The following is a 15096-nucleotide window of genomic DNA, read 5'->3' as shown; positions in this document are numbered from 1 at the left end:
TTCCCGGGGCCCCGCCGGTGAGCGGTCCGCGGGGTGCGGTCAGCCGCCGCCGGGGCCGCGGAAGAAGCGGGTGAGCAGCTCGGAGCACTCCTCGGCGAGCACCCCGTGGACGACCTCCGGCCGGTGGTTCAGCCGCCGGTCCCGTACGACGTCCCAGAGGGATCCGGCGGCGCCGGCCTTCGGATCGAGCGCTCCGTGAACGACCCGGTCGACCCGGGCCAGCACGCTGGCGCCCGCGCACATCGTGCACGGCTCCAGCGTCACCACCAGCGTGCAGCCGGACAGCCGCCACTCCCCGGCGGCGCGCGCCGCCTCCCGGAGCGCGAGGACCTCGGCGTGCGCCGTCGGGTCGCCGGTCGCCTCCCGCTCGTTGCGGCCGCGTCCGAGCACGGTGCCGTCCGGGCCGAGTACGACGGCGCCGACCGGTACGTCACCGGTGCGCGGCGCCCGTACGGCCTCCTCCAGCGCGAGCCGCATCGGCGCGACCCAGGGGGCGCGCACCGGGTCGGGCACGGGGCCGTACGCGGGCTCGGCGGCCGGGCCGGGGCCGGGGGCCGGGCTGGGCGCGGGAGCGGACCCCGGGGCGGGTGGAGGGGCGGACTCCGGGCTGGGCGCGGGAGCGGACCCGGGGCCGGGTGGAGGGGCGGATTCCGGGCTGGGCGCGGGAGCGGACCCGGGGCCGGGTGGAGGGGCGGATTCCGGGCTGGGCGCGGGAGCGGACCCCGGGGCGGGTGAAGGGGCGGAGGCCGGGCTGGGCGCGGGAGCGGACCCCGGGGCGGGTGAAGGGGCGGAGGCCGGGGTCGACTCCGGGCCGGGTGAAGAGCCGCAGGCCGGGTTGGGCGCCGTGCCGGACGGTGCGGACGGGCCGGGCGCCGGATCCCCTGCCCGGGCTTCGGTCGGGGTCCGGGCCGGGCCGGGGGTTCCCGGGCCGGGCGGGGTCCCCGGCTGCCGGGCGTCGGGGGTGCGTTCCATGGGGACAGTGTCGGTCATCGTCGGGCGGTGACGCCGGTCGGCCGGACGCGGGCCGGGGCCCCGTGCCCGCCCGCCCCGTCCGAGCGCCGTGCGTGCCGAGCGCCGTGCACGGGGCGTGCCGAGCGCCGTGCACGGGGCGTGCCGTGCGTGCGGCGAGCCGCGTACGGAGCCGAGCCGTTTCGCGCGCCCGGGCCGGCCCCGTGCCGGGTGGTGCCTCGTGTACCGGAGCCGGCCCGTCCACGTGCCCGCGTGCCCGCGTGCCCGCGTGCCGTGTGTGCTCGGGGCCCGCCCGTCCGTTGCCCAAAGCCCGGACCGGCCACCGCCCCGGAACCGCCCCGTCCGCTGTCCGGGGCCCGCCCCGTCCACCACCGCTCGAAGCGCGTTTCGTTCACACGCCGAAGCCGAAGCCGAAGCCGAAGCCGAAGCCCTCGTTTCGCGGGCGGGCCGAGGTCCCTTGCTCGCGGGCCGAGGTCCCTTGCCCGTGGACCGAGGACCCTCGCTCGCGGGGGTCCTCCCTCAGCGCACGGCCTCCAGGATTTCCTCGCAGCCCAGTGCGTCCGCGATGGCTCCCAGCGCGTCGCTCTCCAGGGACAGCAGCTCCTTCGCCGACATCCCGAGATCCTCCAGCAGAACGGATTCTCCAATCGGGCCGGGCGGCACGGCTTCGTCGTCCGACGGCTCGTCCTCCTCCTGGTCGGGTTCGCCGTCCTCCGTGCCGTCGAGGTCGACCAGCACGTCGAGGTCGTCCGGGTCCCGTCCGAGCAGTTCGTCGGTGAGCAGGATCTCGCCGTACGAGCTGCGGGCGGCCGCCGCGGCGTCGGAGACGTAGATGCGCGGGTCCTCTTCGCCGTCCACCCGGACGACGCCGAACCAGGCGTCCTCCTGTTCGATGAAGGCGATCACCGTGTCGTCGTCGGTCGAAGCCTCGCGGGCCAGGTCCGCCAGGTCCGCCAGGGACTCCACATCGTCGAGTTCTGTGTCGCTCGCTTCCCACCCGTCTTCGGTGCGCGCGAGCAGTGCGGCGAAGTACACCGTGACTCTCCCACTGGTCATAGGCGTGTGCCGGGCTGCGAACGGGGCCACGATCGGCACCGCGGTCCCGTCCACTCGGAATCGTGGCAGAAACCTCGCCGTTGTGAGAGGTCTTCGGCTGTGCGTCGTGCACCAGTCCTGCGAGAGTCCCTGTTCAGTCCAGCCCGGAGAACCGGAAGCGGCGGCTCACCGTCACCAACGGAACGTACGCATCCGCATCTGCTGGCGCATCCGGGCGGCGCGGGCGCGGCGGGGCTGCACCCGGTCCCGCAGCTCCTTCGCCTCGTTCAGTTCCCGCAGGAACTGGGCGCGCCGGCGGCGCCGGGCCGCCGCGCTCTGCTCACCGAACTCGCCGGGCTCGCCGGCGGCGGATCCGGCGGATCCGGCGGATCCGGCGGATCCGGCGGGCGCGGCCGGCGCGGGTTCGTCGCGGCTGTTCTTCTGGTCCGGCATGGTCCACACCACCCCATACGGCCTCGCTCACGGCGGGGCGGCAGATCCGGTCGGCCACGTCCCGGGCCCCGCGGTCCGGGACGTCCATGTCCTCCCACTTTCCCCCGGCCGGGCCGAATGATGCGAACCGATCATCACACCGGTCCGGGGGTCGGCATCCGCCCGGACCGGCGGCGGCGCAACCCGGAACCCGGCTCCGGCCCGCCGTGCGGCTCCGCTCCGGGCCGCCGTGCAAGGTCTGCCCCGGGCCGCCCGTGCGGGGCCGTCCGGGACGCGGGGCGCAGGCCGCACGGGACGCGGGGCGCGGGCCGGTCCGGGGCTCGGTTACTGTCGACGGCATGCGGATCCACGTCGTCGACCACCCGCTGGTGGCGCACAAACTCACCACGCTGCGCGACAAGCGCACCGACTCCCCCACCTTCCGGCGGCTCGCCGACGAACTGGTGACCCTCCTGGCCTACGAGGCCACCCGGGACGTACGCACCGAGCAGGTCGACCTCGAGACCCCGGTGACGGCGACGACCGGGGTGCGGCTCTCGCACCCGCGCCCGCTGGTGGTGCCGATCCTCCGGGCCGGGCTGGGCATGCTGGAGGGCATGGTGCGGCTGCTGCCGACCGCGGAGGTCGGTTTCCTCGGGATGGTCCGCAACGAGGAGACGCTGACCGCCTCCACCTACGCCACCCGGATGCCGGACGACCTTTCGGGCCGCCAGGTGTACGTGCTGGACCCGATGCTGGCCACCGGCGGCACCCTGATCGCCGCGATCAACGAACTGATCTCGCGCGGCGCCGACGACGTCACCGCGATCTGCCTGCTGGCGGCGCCCGAGGGCGTCGAGCTGATGGAACGCGAGCTGGACGGCGCCCCGGTCACGGTCGTGACGGCCTCGGTGGACGAGCGGCTCAACGAGGTCGGCTACATCGTTCCCGGGCTGGGCGACGCGGGCGACCGCATGTACGGCACGGCCGGCGCCTGACGGTCCGGTCCGGCCCTCCCCCGTCGGCGGGACGCGCGGGTCAGCAGCTCGCCGACGGCTCCGGTGACGGGTTCGCCAGCGCGGTCAGGGCGCGCTCCGCGGACTTGGCCGGTTCCAGCTTCTTGAACGCGTCGCCGATGATCAGGTCCACGTCCTCGCTCTTGCGCGTGTCCCGGACGGTCTTCGTCCCGTCGAGCTGGGTGCCGAGCACCTCGAACGCCCCGTCGGCGGCCTTCGGGGCGCCCAGCAGCAGTCCGGACTGCTTGACCTTCTTGTCGTACTCCGCCGAGGCGTTGTCGACCTTGCCGATCTTGAAGCCGCGCTTCTTCAGCGCGTCGGCGGTGTCCTTGGCCAGTCCGCTGCGGGTCGTGGCGTTGTAGACGTTCACCGTGATCTCGCCGGGCTTCGGGAGCTTCGAGGCCGTCGCCTTGGCGGAGGGCGACGCTCCGGTCCGCTGCGCCGAGCAGCCCTTGCCGCCGCCCGCGGCCCGGGCCGTGCCGCCGTTGCCGGTGAAGATGTCGACGAGCTGGAGCGAGCCCCACCCCACGAGCGACAGGGCGACCGCGGCGCCGGAGGCCGCGACGAAGAACCGGCGCCGGTGCCGGGGCCTGCGCATTCGCGGGTACCGGTTCCCGGTGATCCGGTACTTACCGCCCATGCCGGGGGGTGTCAGCATGCTCATGGAGCAAGGGTAGTCCGAGTGGTCATTTCTGACTACTAAACGATCAACGCGTGGCGGGCAGAGCGACCCGAAAGGGCCAACCGCACCGTCAACAAGAAGGTCCGAAAGGGCAACCGGGTGGGGTGCCGGCCGGGAAACGCGGCGTCAGTCGAGTTCGAGCACGCGCGCGTGCAGCACCTGCCGCTGCTGGAGCGCCGCGCGCACCGCGCGGTGCAGACCGTCCTCCAGATAGAGGTCGCCCTGCCACTTCACGACATGGGCGAACAGGTCCCCGTAGAAGGTCGAGTCCTCGGCGAGCAGCGTCTCGAGGTCGAGTTGGCCCTTGGTGGTCACGAGCTGGTCCAGGCGGACCGGGCGTGGGGCGACGTCCGCCCACTGTCGGGTGCTTTCCCGGCCGTGGTCCGGGTACGGCCGCCCGTTTCCGATGCGCTTGAAGATCACACGGAAAGCCTACCGGTCCTGACGCTCCGGGCGCAGCCATGGCGCAGGAGCATAAAAGCCGTAAAGAAGACCATCGGGTGAATGGGGCGTGTGGGTGAAAGGGGGCGTGCGGGGGCTGTGCGGGGGCGCGCGAAGGGCGCCGAGCGAGTGCCGCTCGGCGCCCTCTGCGCCGTACGGGTGAGAGCCGGTGCACGGGCCGCCGGGCCCGGCCGGTCCTCCCGCCGTCTGTTACTCCGTCACGCGGCCGTGGCCGTCGTGCAGTCCTCCGCCGCTGCCCGCGCCGCCGTCGCTGGGCGCGCTCCCGACCGGCTCGCCGAGCCTGCTCAGGTCGTGGGCGTAGGTGCCGACGGCGTTCGCGATGATGTCGATGTTGATGTCGAACGCCTTCATGTTGATGTTCGACAGGTCGTCGCACGCGGCGTGGTAGCACGGGTCGTACGCCACGCCCGCCTCGCCGCCGTACCTGGCCGCCTGCGCCTCGGTCTTGATGCCCTCGGCGCCGGTGAACGTGCCGCCGGACGGGATGCCCGCCTCGATGAACGGCCCGTAGTCGGAGCGGCCGGTGAAGTCCGTCCCCTCGTGCGGCTCGTTCCGGCCGTCGAGGAAGTCGGTGATCTGCTTCTCCAGCTGCGCGGAGCCCTCCGGGCCCGGGCCCTCGCCGACGCCGTCGGAGTCGTCGCCGTCGTAGACGAAGGTGCCGTGGTTCGGCGACGCGATCATGTCGAAGTTGAGATAGAGCGGAATCCGCTTCTTCTCCTGCTCGGACAGCCCGGTGACATAGGCCTCGGAGCCGAGCAGCCCGTTCTCCTCCGCCGACCACCAGGCGAAGCGGACCTTGTTCGCCGGCTTGTCGTGGGTGTCGGCCAGCTTCAGGGCGACCTCGATCAGCCCGGCGGAACCGGAGCCGTTGTCGTTGATGCCCGGGCCCTCGGAGACGGAGTCGAGGTGCGCGCCGAGCATGACCGTCCCGCCCGGGTCGCCACCGCGGGTCTCGGCGACGACGTTGCGGGTGGTGCGTGGCTCCTGGAGTTCGCGGATCTCCAGCGAGACCTCGACCCCGCCCTTCGCGGCCAGGGCCACCAGGGCCTCGCCGTCGGCCTGCGTGACACCGCCGGTGGGGATCCGGCCGGCCTCCGCGTCGCCGATGGTGCCGGAGAGGGCCCCCTCGGTGTTGTTGTAGACGACGGCGGCGACGGCACCGGCGTCCGCGGCCGCGGCCTGCTTCTCCGCGAAGGAGCAGCCGCCGCGCCGGATCAGCGCGACCTTGCCGGTGACGTTCGCCTGCTCGTAGTCGGCGGCCTCGCAGCCGCTGGTGTCGTCCACCGGGACGGCGGCGAGGGCAGCCTCGACTCCGCCCTCCGGCGTGCTCTTGGTGTACGTCATGGCCGAGATCTCGACGTCCCGCTGCTCGGGGGCGAGCACCGTCAGCTTCTCGGCGAGCGTCTCGGTGTAGACGAACTCGAACTCGTCGTACGAGACCTCGTAACCGGCCTTCTTCAGGGTCCGGTACACGTACGCGGCCGAGGCGTCGTGGCCGAGCGAACCGGCCGCGCGGTGCCCCTCGGCCGAGTCGGCTATCGCCTGGAACCGCTCCAGGTGACGGTGGGCGCCCTCGGCGGTCGACTTCGCGACCAGCTTCCGGGCGAGGGCCTCGGCCTTCTTGGCCGGGTCCGGGGTGGCGGACGCGGGGGAGGCCGAGGCGAGCAGCAGGGGCGCGGCGAGGGCGGACGCGGCGAAGGCCGCGGTGGCTCTGCGGGCCGTGCGTGACTCCATGGAGGGTCCTTCCGGCAGACGGCGATGACGGATACGGGGTGCGCTGTCCGGCGTGCGGTCGATGGCGTCCGGGTTGCGGACAGTGTCGTGTTGGAAGGGAAAGCTAGCGACCGCACGCCCCGGTGGGAACGGCTGTGCCGCAAGTCATCGTCATTTTGGCGCCGAAACGGTGGGAGTGCCTCCGGAGACGGCCGGGCCGGTGACGGCCGCGGACGGGGGTAGGGCCCCGGTCCGCGACGATCGCGGTCCGGTACGGGCTCGGGTCCGGCGGCGGCCGGGTCGGGTGCGGGCTCCGATTCGGACACGGTCGGGTTCGGTGCGCGCGTCCGGTCCGGTTCGGTGTCGGGCGGTGGTGGCTCGGTGTCGGGGGCGGCTCGGCGGCGCGTTGCGGTTCGGCGACGGTTGCGGTTGCGGTGCGGCCGGGTCCGGTGACCGCTGCCGCCGGACCGGGCTGCGGCAGCGGCTCGTAACGCGTGTCCGTCCCGTCCCCCGGCCCCGGCCGGCCCGGGGGGCATTCAGCCGCGCTCAGCGGCGCTCAGTCGCGCGGCAGCCGGGCCGCGCGCATCAGCAGATAGCGCGACTCCGGCAGGCTGAGGGTGTGCCGGGCCGCCGACTCGTAGGCGGCGCGGGCGCCCTCGGTGTCCCCCGCCTTCTCCAGCAGATGGGCGCGCACGGCATGGAACCGGTGATGACCACCGAGCCGGTCCTCCAGCTTCCCGGCCTCGGCGAGCCCTTCCCCCGGTCCGTGCACCATGGCGACGGCCACGGCCCGCCCGAGTTCGGCCATGGGCTCCGGGGCCCGGCGTACGAGGATGTCGTAGAGGGCGAGGATCTGCGGCCAGTCGGTGTCCTCGGCGCGTGCGGCCTCGTCGTGCAGCGCGGCGATCGCCGCCTGCAACTGGTAGACCCCGGCCGGGCCTTGGCGCAGCGCCTCCTCCACCAGCGCGACCCCCTCGGCGATCGTCTCGCGGTCCCAGCGGTTCCGGTCCTGCTCGTCCAGCGGTACGAGTTCGCCGTGCGGGCCGGTGCGCGCGGGGGTGCGGGCGTCGGTGAGCAGCATCAGCGCCAGCAGACCGGTCACGGCGCCGTTCCGGGGCAGCAGCCGGCGTACGGAGCGGGTCAGCCGGATCGCCTCGCGGGCGAGGGCGGCCCGGTGCAGATGGCTGCCGGAGGTGGCCGTATAGCCCTCGTTGAAGATGAGGTAGAGCACCTGGAGCACGGCCGCGAGCCGCTGTTCGTGGTCCTCGGGGCCCGGCGGGCGGAACGGGACGCCGTGGATCCGCTTCTTCGCCCTGCTGATCCGCTGTGCCATCGTCGCCTCGGGCACCATGTGCGCGCGGGCGATTTCCGCCGTGGTCAGACCGCCGACGGCCCGCAGGGTCAGCGCGATCTGCGCGGCGGGCGCGAGATCCGGGTGGCAGCACAGGAAGAGCAGGGTGAGGGTGTCGTCCTCGGACGGGGCACGCCTCTCGCCGGGCGGCGGCGCGGTGAAGGAGTCGCGCGGGGTGAGCGCGGCGGCCGTCTCCTCGCGGCGGCGGCGCGCCTCGTCGCTGCGCAGCTGATCGGTGAGGCGGCGGGAGGCGACCTTGATGAGCCAGCCGCGCGGATTCTCCGGCAGCCCCTTCTCGGGCCACTGCCGGGCGGCCGCGAGCAGCGACTCCTGCACGGCGTCCTCGGCGGCGTCGAAGTGCCCGTAACGGCGTACGAGCGCGCCGAGGACCTGCGGCGCGTGCCGGCGCAGCAGGTCCTCGGTCTCGGCGGTACGCCTCACACGTCGCCTCCGCCGCCTTCCTGGATCCGGCGGATGACGACCGGCGGGTTCGGCGCGCCCTCGGGCGCCGGGCACTGCGTGATGCGCGCGGCGATCTCGGTGACCCGCTCCAGGCTGGCGCAGTCCAGCACCCAGTAGCCGGCCAGCACCTCCTTGGTCTCGCCGTACGGACCGTCCGTGATCACCGGGCGGCCGTCCTTGCCGGGGCCGACCAGGCGGGTCTGCGCGGGCTCGGTCAGGCCCTGGCCGTCGATCATCTCGCCGGTCTCGGCGAGGTCGTTGTTGAGTTCGTTCATGAAGGAGAACATCGCCTGCATGTCCTCCTGGCTCCAGGCCGGGCTGTGGTCGGAGGCCTTGCCGGCCATCGCGTCGTAGTCCGCCTGGGCGCCCTGCACCATCACCAGATACTTCATGGTTCGACTCCTCTGTCTTCCGCGGCCGCCCCTCGTGGGCAACTCTCACAGGGGACGTCGGAGCGGGGGACGGGTTCTCGACACCTCGCGCGGATTTTTTTGCGATTCACTCCGCCGGGCCATGAGCGGACGGGTCCGGGGGCGGGTTCGGGCGCCGGATTCGGGTGCCGGGTGCGGGTGCCGGATTCGGGGTGCGGGGTGCTCGGGGGCGCCTGCGAGTGCGGGGTACGGGGCGCCCGGGGGCGCGGGCGACGGGCCGGGGCGGCCGGCGCGTGCGGGGCGCCGGGGCGGGGTCGCCCGAGTCCGTACGTCCGCCCGAACGTCACCGGTGGGTCAGCCGGGTGGTCCCGCCGTTTCCGCCGTTTCCGCCGTTTCTGCCGTTTCCCTCGGTACCGCCGTTTCTGTTGTTTCCGTCGGTACCGGCGTTTCCGGGCCGCCGAGGAGCCGGCGCATCCGTTCCGCGGCGCGGGCCGAGGCGTCGCCGCAGCAGTTGTTGAAGAGCACATGGACCTCGTCGGCCCGTTCGGCCATGTCCCGGACCCGGGGCAGCCACTCGGCGAGTTCGGCATCGGTGTAGCGGTGGCGGAACCGTTCCTCCTTGCTGCCCGTTCCCCAGGCCGGGTTGCGGCCGTGGAACCGGACCACCGCCAGCCGCCGCGCGGTGACCGGGGCCACCGGCGGCACGGAGTGCGGCAGACCGGGCGCCGTGTCGACCGCCACCGCAGCCGTGTCCAGGCGCTCCAGCAGCGCCGCCGTGCCGTCCCGCCGGTCCTCCCGCCACCAGCCCGGGTGCCGGAACTCCACCGCGGCCGGCCAGCCGGCGGTGCGCCGACGGCACTCCTCCAGCCGCTCCGCGGCCCCTGCGGTGGGCGCGAACCAGGGCGGGAACTGGAACAGCACCGTCCCCAGCCGCCCGGCCTCGCGCAGTGGTTCCAGCGCCCCGGCGAACCGCCGCCACACCTCGTCGAGCAGCTCCGGGCCGGCCGTGCCGCGGCCCGCGCGGCCGTCCCGCCCGGCGAGCTTGGACCGCAGGTCCGGCGGCAGCGCGCCCGGCCGGGTGGGATGGCCGGTGAGCAGGGAGAACGCCTTCACGTCGAAGCGGAATCCCGGCGGGGTGCGCTCCGCCCAGAGGAGACTGTTCCGCTCGCTCGGGAGGGCGTAGTACGTGGCGTCCACCTCGACCACCGGGAAGCGCCCGGCGTAGTACCGCAGCCGCCCCTCGGCGTCACGCCGCCCCGGTGGGTACCAGCCGCTCGCCACCAGAGCACGGTCCGTCCACGAGCATGTCCCGACCAGTGTCCCGCCCATACCGGCCCGGCTACCCCCGTCGGGAACGGATACGACGGGCCGTCACGGGCGCCGGTCCCGCGACGCCCTCCCGCGGGCCGGACCGGTGCAGAGGCGTCAGGACCGGGCACCGCGTGGCGGGTTGGGCGGCTTCCCGGGCGCGTCCGGCCGACTCAGACACCGTCCGGTTCAGACACCGTCCGGTCCAGGCGACGTCCGGCTCGGGCGCCGCCCGGTTCAGGCGCCGCCCGGTTCAGGCGCCGCGCGGGTCCGTCGGGGTGAGCACCCCCAGCCGCCGTTCGACCTCCTCGGCGGCGTCCAGGCACAGGTCCTCCCGGTACGCCCGGCCGATCAGCTGGACGCCGGTCGGCAGCCCGTCGTCCGCCAGGCCGGTGGGGACCGCCACCGCGGGCAGCCCCGCGAAGCTGGTGGCCGAGCACAGCCGCATCGCGCCGGTGACCCGTTCATGACCCGCCGCGTCACGGGACTCCAGCCCCGGCTCGACCGGCGGTTCGGTGAACACCGGGCCCAGGACCAGCGGGTAGCGCTCCAGAAACTGCGCCCAGCTGCGCCGGATGTTCAGATGCAGACCGGTCAGCCGCAGATACTCCGGCCCGTCGACGGGACCCCGCTTCGCCATCCCCAGCTCGATGTACCGGTGGCCGGCCTCGCCGAGCAGCGTCCGCACCACCGGCCAGGAGGGGGCGAACTCGGTCATCACCAGGGCCCCGTACGCGTCGAGCGTCTCGTTGAGCCGGGGTACGTCGGCGACCTCCTCCACGGCGTAACCGGCCTCCCGCAGGGCGTCCGCCGCCCGCAGCACCGCCCCGCGCACCGTCGGGTGCACCCCCGCGCCGCCCGGGTCGGCGACGACGGCGACCCGTACCGGCCGCTCCGGCGGCTCCCCGCGCAGCGGCACCGGTAGGGCGCGCGGGTCGGACGGGTCGGCGCCGGCGAGGACGTCGAAGGCGGCGCGGAGGTCGGCGACCGTACGGGCGAGGGGGCCGTCGACGACCAGGGACTGCGAGCCGTACGCGGGATCGTCCGGCCCGAGCCGGTGGTCCGCGGGGAACCGGCCGGAACCGGGCTTGAGCGCCGCGACCCCGCAGAAGGAGGCCGGGACGCGCACCGAGCCGCCGGCGTCGTTCCCGAGTCCCAGCCCGGCCATCCCGCAGGCCACGGCCACCGCGTCGCCGCCGCTGGAGCCGCCCGGGGTGCGGCCCGGATGCCAGGGGTTGACCGTGTCGCCGAAGAGTTCGCTGCGGCTGTGCACGCCGGCGAGGGTGAGGGTCGGCATGTTGCTGTGCCCGACCGGGATGGCGCCGGCCGCGCGCAGCCGGGCCACGGGCGGTGCGTCGGCGGGTGCGGTGAAGTCCTTGAAGCGCTCGGCTCCGTGCGTGGTCGGTACGCCGCGGATGCCGATGCTCTCCTTGACGGTGAAGCAGACCCCGGCGAGCGGGCCGGGGTCGCGGCCGTCCGCGATCCGGCGGTCCAGCTCGGCGGCGGACGCGCGGGCCCCGTCCGCGAGCAGCTGGGTGACGGCGTTCACGGCGGGGCCGACGGCGGTGATGCGGGCGAGATGGCTCTCGACGATCTCCGCGGCCGACACCTCGCGCCTGCGGACGGCTGCGGCCTGGGCCTGCGCGGTCCGTGCCCACCAGGCGTTCTCTGTGCTGTCCATGGCGCTCCTGCCCCTGTTCCGATGCGGTTGCATCGGAATATTGGACTGGTTGCGATGCGGTCGCATCGGAAAAACATCCGAGGAAGCCGGGAGCCGACGACATGCCGAGACAGGTGGACCAGGAGGCGAGGCGGCAGCGGATCGCGGACGCGGTGTGCCTGCTGGCGGACGAGGGCGGGCTGGAGGGCGTGACGCTCCGGGACGTCGCCGCACGCGCGGACGTGTCCATGGGCGCCGTACAGCGCTGCTTCCGCACCAAGGAGGAGATGCTCGTCTTCGCGCTCGGCCAGGTCGGCGCCCGGGTGCTCGGCCGGGCGCAAGCCCGGCTCGCCGGGAGCCCGGCCCAGTCGGCCAGGAGCGCTCTGGGCCACGCCGTCACCGAATTGTCGCTGCTGCGCCGGGAGCAGCACGGCGAGGCGCGGGTGTGGCTGGCCTTCGTCGCGCAGGCGGCGGTCAGCCCGCGGCTGGCCGGGGTGCTCCGGGAGGACTACGAGGCGCTGCAGGAGCTGGTCACCGGGCTCGTCACCGAGGTGGCGGAGCCGCCGGCGGCGGACCCGCGGCGCGAGGCACGCGCCCTGCTCGCCCTCGCGGACGGCCTCACGGCACACGTCCTGGTCGGTCACCTCACGCCGCAGGACGCGCTCGGCATCCTGGACGACCGTCTCCGCGCGCTGTGGGGCGGGGCGGACGGGGCGCCGGGCGGCGGATGACCCCGGCACCCGGCCCGCGGACGCCCGTACCCGGACACGAGCCCGGGCCCCGGCGTGGAACCGGGGCCCGGGCTCACGGGCCGTCAGCCGTACGCCCGCCCGCAGCGGCAGGGACGGCGGAACCGGGGCCGCCCGGGCCGCCCGGGCCGTCGGCCTCGTCGGGCCGGGCCGCTCCCGCGGGGGCGGGCGGGATCACGAGACGCGCGGCGGATCAGGCGCCGGGCCGGACCGGACGGTTCAGGGGAAGGACACCACCTGCGACGGGATCGTGTCCTCGCCGGAGGTGGGCGAACCGGTGTCGTTGATGACGTGCTCGTACTGTCCCTTGCCGCCGAGCGACACGACCAGCAGGTGGTGGAACTTCACGCCGTCCTTCACCGGGGCCTGGAACCCGTGGTGCTGGCGGATCGTCGGGTCGACGTTGTAGAAGCAGTAGCTGCCCATGCCCCAGCCCTCGTGCTTCTCGACCGAGTCGGCGACCTTGTAGGCGGCGTATCCCTTGGTGTCGCCGTTCTGGATGGCCTCCTGGTTCGGGGCGTCGTACGCCTTCTCGTTCTGGAAGAAGATCGTCCGGCCGTTCTCGCCGTTCCACTGCACGTCGTACTTGTTGAAGTGCTCGACGAACAGGCCGGTGGCGAGCACGTCGTCGCCGTTGACCGTGAGGCCGTAGTCGGCGCGGTTGGTCTCCCAGCCGACTCCGTCGCCGTGGTCGGCGCGCCAGATCCAGGTGTGGTCGATGATCGTGTCGTTGCTGTTGACGACGATGCTGGTGGTGGCCTTGCCGGGGCCTGCGCCGCCGATCCGTACGAAGACGTCCTGGAGGGAGGTCGGGTTCTCCGAGTGGTCGGCGGAGGAGCCCTCGGGGCCGACCTCGATCAGCGTCTCGGAGTTCTCGGGGCCGGCGTCGACGAGCAGCCCGGCGAGCTTGACGCCGTCGACGTCACCGACCTTGACGGCCGTCGTGCCGCCGTCGGGAATGATCGTGGCGTAGCCGAGGCCGAGGGCCACGGTGTCCGCCCGGTTGATCTCGATCGGCTTGTCGACGTGGTAGATGCCGGGTGTGAACAGCAGGTGCAGGCCTTGCTCGACGGCGGCGTTGATGGTGTCGGCGGTCGCGCCGGGCTTGACGACGTAGAAGTCGTCGAGCGGCAGCGACTCGCCCTCCGGGGTGCCGTCGGCCCAGGTGGTGCCGCGGGAGTCGGTGCGCTTGGCCGGCACGAAGACCTTGTACTCCTCGCCGTCCAAGTAGAGGAAGGGCTTCTCGCGGGAGACCGGCGTGCTGTCGAGCGTGGTGTACGGCGGGTCGGGGAAGCTCTGGGCGGGCGCGCCCTCGACACCGGAGAAGGTCATGTTCCAGACGGCGTTCTCCCAGCCGCCGACCTCGCTGTCGCGGGTGTACCACTGCTGCTGCGAGTACGGGGCGACCTTGCCGTCGATCTTGCTGTCGGCGATGTAGCCGCCGCTGGCCCAGCCGTAGCCGTCGGGAGCGAGGTTGAGGCCGCCCTTGACGTGCATCCGGCGGAACGGCGCGGCCTGCGAGACGGCCCAGCGGTTGGTGCCGCTGACGGGGTTGAGCGCGAGGTTCTCCGCCGAACGCCAGAAGTTCTGGGTGGCGTTGCCGTCGAACCAGCCCGCGTCGACCGTCACGTCACCGTTGAACGTGGTGTCGTCCGGGTTCAGGCCGAGGCCCGCGATGGAGGTGTAGAAGCCGAGCTGGGCGTTGATGTTGTCGTAACGGCCGGGCTTGAACATCAGCGCGTAACGGCCCTCGCCGAACTGCGCCGACTCCTGCTTCTTGAAGACCTCGTCGACCTTGCCCTGGATGTCGGGGGTGGACGGGTCGAACACCATGACGTTGGGACCGAGGTCTCCGCCGCCTTCGATCATCGGGGCATCCTCACCGAAGGCGTTCTGGGTGGCGGGAAAGGCCATGAGCAGGGCCGCGGCGGCGGCCGCGAACACGGTGAGCCTCTTCTTGCGGCGCCCGGGCGGCGCGGCCGGGGTAGCTGTGGGGGCAGCTTGCATGGGGGAACACTTCTCCTCAGCCGTGACCTGCGGACACGGCACGACGAAGCGGGCGGAGAACGCTCTTGAGAGCGCTCTCATTTGGTGGTGATGGTTCCCTGGCTGTGCTGAACACGTCAAGAGAGCAGGCCTTAAGCCGGACTTAAGAAGCCGGTGGCCGGGGTCTGTCACGGGGGTGCCTGTCGCGGCGAAGCCTGCCGCGGTGAAGCCTGCCGAGGTGAAGCCTGCCGAGGTGATGTCTGCTGCGGCGGAGCCGGCCACGGCGATGCCTGCCCTGACCGTCACCCGGTGGGTGCGGATGCTCCCGTGGGCTTGGGCTTGGGCTTGGGCTTGGGCTTGGGCGTGGGCGTGGGCGTGGGCGTGGGGGACGGGGGACAGGGGGCGGGGGGCCGGGAAGTGGACTCCGGGCCTTTGCCGCGGGCACGACGAAGGCCCCGGCCGGCGAGCGGTCGGGGCCTTCGTTCAGCCCGGTGAGGCTGGGCGGAGGATACGAGATTCGAACTCGTGAGGGGTTGCCCCCAACACGCTTTCCAAGCGTGCGCCCTAGGCCACTAGGCGAATCCTCCGCCGCAAACAATACAAGACGTGAGGCAGTGCTCGCGAACCCGGTCCGCGGGATCCGGATCATGGAGTCCGGGAGCTGACGTGGGTGGCGGGCGAGGTCGATTCCACCCCCGGGGATCGGTTAGGGTGGGGCCAGCCCCTCACGTGGCGCCATCTCACCGAACTCCCCCAGGGCCGGAAGGCAGCAAGGGTAAGTGGGCTCTGGCGGGTGCGTGGGGGGCGTTTGCGTTCCCCGTCCGGCCCGGGCGGCCAGACCGGGCCGCGCGACCCGCGCGGGCCGCCGGTGCGGCCCGTGCGTTCTGTCCGCCCGCGAGG

At 73.6% G+C, this 15096-nt stretch carries 13 protein-coding genes, 1 tRNA gene and 1 other RNA gene; 3 read left to right on the top strand and 12 right to left on the bottom strand.

Annotated elements, in window-relative coordinates; genetic code table 11:
* Positions 1-39 precede the first annotated feature (39 nt).
* The 3 genes from tadA to GCU69_RS12340 all read right to left on the bottom strand — a co-directional run bounded on the left by tadA (position 40) and on the right by GCU69_RS12340 (position 2457).
* Entirely contained in the window at positions 40-477 is a 438-nt protein-coding gene (gene tadA / locus GCU69_RS12350; protein ID WP_098752982.1) for a tRNA adenosine(34) deaminase TadA, read from the bottom strand.
* 1011 nt (positions 478-1488) lie between these two features.
* A complete protein-coding gene (locus GCU69_RS12345; protein ID WP_235978436.1) occupies positions 1489-2025 on the bottom strand; it encodes a tRNA adenosine deaminase-associated protein in 537 nt (178 codons plus the stop codon).
* Between the two features lie 171 nt (positions 2026-2196).
* On the bottom strand, positions 2197-2457 hold the full coding sequence (locus GCU69_RS12340) for a hypothetical protein (protein ID WP_156206037.1): 261 nt from the start codon (positions 2455-2457) through the stop codon (positions 2197-2199).
* Positions 2458-2795: 338 nt separating this feature from the next.
* Between GCU69_RS12340 and upp the strand changes: the two genes are divergently transcribed.
* On the top strand, positions 2796-3434 hold the full coding sequence (gene upp, locus GCU69_RS12335; RefSeq protein WP_098752984.1) for a uracil phosphoribosyltransferase: 639 nt from the start codon (positions 2796-2798) through the stop codon (positions 3432-3434).
* A gap of 40 nt (positions 3435-3474) precedes the next feature.
* Here the strand turns inward: upp and GCU69_RS12330 are convergent, their stop codons facing one another.
* From GCU69_RS12330 to GCU69_RS12300, 7 genes are all read right to left on the bottom strand, one after another.
* Entirely contained in the window at positions 3475-4116 is a 642-nt protein-coding gene (locus GCU69_RS12330; RefSeq protein ID WP_156206036.1) for a LytR C-terminal domain-containing protein, read from the bottom strand.
* A 144-nt stretch (positions 4117-4260) separates the two neighbouring features.
* Positions 4261-4557 (bottom strand): type II toxin-antitoxin system VapB family antitoxin, encoded by a 297-nt coding sequence (locus GCU69_RS12325; RefSeq protein WP_003999914.1) that lies wholly within the window; start codon positions 4555-4557, stop codon positions 4261-4263.
* 228 nt (positions 4558-4785) lie between these two features.
* Entirely contained in the window at positions 4786-6330 is a 1545-nt protein-coding gene (locus GCU69_RS12320) for a M28 family metallopeptidase (RefSeq protein WP_156206035.1), read from the bottom strand.
* A gap of 535 nt (positions 6331-6865) precedes the next feature.
* Positions 6866-8101 carry an RNA polymerase sigma factor gene (locus GCU69_RS12315; RefSeq protein ID WP_098752987.1) on the bottom strand — a complete coding sequence of 412 codons (1236 nt, stop codon included), beginning with the start codon at positions 8099-8101 and terminating at the stop codon, positions 6866-6868.
* Entirely contained in the window at positions 8098-8514 is a 417-nt protein-coding gene (locus tag GCU69_RS12310; RefSeq protein WP_098752988.1) for a YciI family protein, read from the bottom strand. Before GCU69_RS12310 ends, GCU69_RS12315 begins: the two co-directional genes overlap by 4 nt.
* A 333-nt stretch (positions 8515-8847) precedes the next feature.
* Positions 8848-9822 carry a DUF72 domain-containing protein gene (locus GCU69_RS12305; protein WP_098754445.1) on the bottom strand — a complete coding sequence of 325 codons (975 nt, stop codon included), beginning with the start codon at positions 9820-9822 and terminating at the stop codon, positions 8848-8850.
* A gap of 232 nt (positions 9823-10054) precedes the next feature.
* On the bottom strand, positions 10055-11482 hold the full coding sequence (locus GCU69_RS12300; protein WP_156206034.1) for an amidase: 1428 nt from the start codon (positions 11480-11482) through the stop codon (positions 10055-10057).
* Between the two features lie 101 nt (positions 11483-11583).
* On the opposite strand from GCU69_RS12300, the gene GCU69_RS12295 reads away from it, so the two are divergent.
* Positions 11584-12192, top strand: coding sequence for a TetR/AcrR family transcriptional regulator (locus tag GCU69_RS12295; protein WP_156206033.1), 609 nt, complete (start codon positions 11584-11586; stop codon positions 12190-12192).
* A 237-nt stretch (positions 12193-12429) separates the two neighbouring features.
* Here the strand turns inward: GCU69_RS12295 and GCU69_RS12290 are convergent, their stop codons facing one another.
* Positions 12430-14217: a coagulation factor 5/8 type domain-containing protein gene (locus tag GCU69_RS12290; RefSeq protein WP_098754447.1), complete on the bottom strand. Its 1788-nt coding sequence runs from the start codon at positions 14215-14217 to the stop codon at positions 12430-12432.
* A gap of 481 nt (positions 14218-14698) precedes the next feature.
* Positions 14699-14783 (bottom strand) — tRNA-Ser (locus GCU69_RS12280).
* Between the two features lie 130 nt (positions 14784-14913).
* On the opposite strand from GCU69_RS12280, the gene ffs reads away from it, so the two are divergent.
* An RNA gene (gene ffs, locus GCU69_RS12275) (signal recognition particle sRNA small type) lies at positions 14914-15008 on the top strand.
* Positions 15009-15096: the final 88 nt, after the last annotated feature.

This window comes from Streptomyces lycii (genome assembly GCF_009735685.1).
Classification (GTDB): domain Bacteria; phylum Actinomycetota; class Actinomycetes; order Streptomycetales; family Streptomycetaceae; genus Streptomyces; species Streptomyces lycii.
This window is presented reverse-complemented; position numbering and strand designations above follow the sequence as displayed.

Excerpts from the sequence above, each read along its gene's own strand:
- GCU69_RS12300 (WP_156206034.1), bottom strand. The coding sequence starts at position 11,482 with ATGGACAGCACAGAGAACGCCTGGTGGGCACGGACCGCGCAGGCCCAG.
- GCU69_RS12320 (WP_156206035.1), bottom strand. The coding sequence starts at position 6,330 with ATGGAGTCACGCACGGCCCGCAGAGCCACCGCGGCCTTCGCCGCGTCC.
- tadA (WP_098752982.1), bottom strand. The coding sequence starts at position 477 with ATGCGGCTCGCGCTGGAGGAGGCCGTACGGGCGCCGCGCACCGGTGAC.
- GCU69_RS12295 (WP_156206033.1), top strand. The coding sequence starts at position 11,584 with ATGCCGAGACAGGTGGACCAGGAGGCGAGGCGGCAGCGGATCGCGGAC.
- upp (WP_098752984.1), top strand. The coding sequence starts at position 2,796 with ATGCGGATCCACGTCGTCGACCACCCGCTGGTGGCGCACAAACTCACC.
- GCU69_RS12305 (WP_098754445.1), bottom strand. The coding sequence starts at position 9,822 with ATGGGCGGGACACTGGTCGGGACATGCTCGTGGACGGACCGTGCTCTG.
- GCU69_RS12345 (WP_235978436.1), bottom strand. The coding sequence starts at position 2,025 with ATGACCAGTGGGAGAGTCACGGTGTACTTCGCCGCACTGCTCGCGCGC.
- GCU69_RS12290 (WP_098754447.1), bottom strand. The coding sequence starts at position 14,217 with ATGCAAGCTGCCCCCACAGCTACCCCGGCCGCGCCGCCCGGGCGCCGC.
- GCU69_RS12330 (WP_156206036.1), bottom strand. The coding sequence starts at position 4,116 with ATGAGCATGCTGACACCCCCCGGCATGGGCGGTAAGTACCGGATCACC.
- GCU69_RS12340 (WP_156206037.1), bottom strand. The coding sequence starts at position 2,457 with ATGCCGGACCAGAAGAACAGCCGCGACGAACCCGCGCCGGCCGCGCCC.
- GCU69_RS12310 (WP_098752988.1), bottom strand. The coding sequence starts at position 8,514 with ATGAAGTATCTGGTGATGGTGCAGGGCGCCCAGGCGGACTACGACGCG.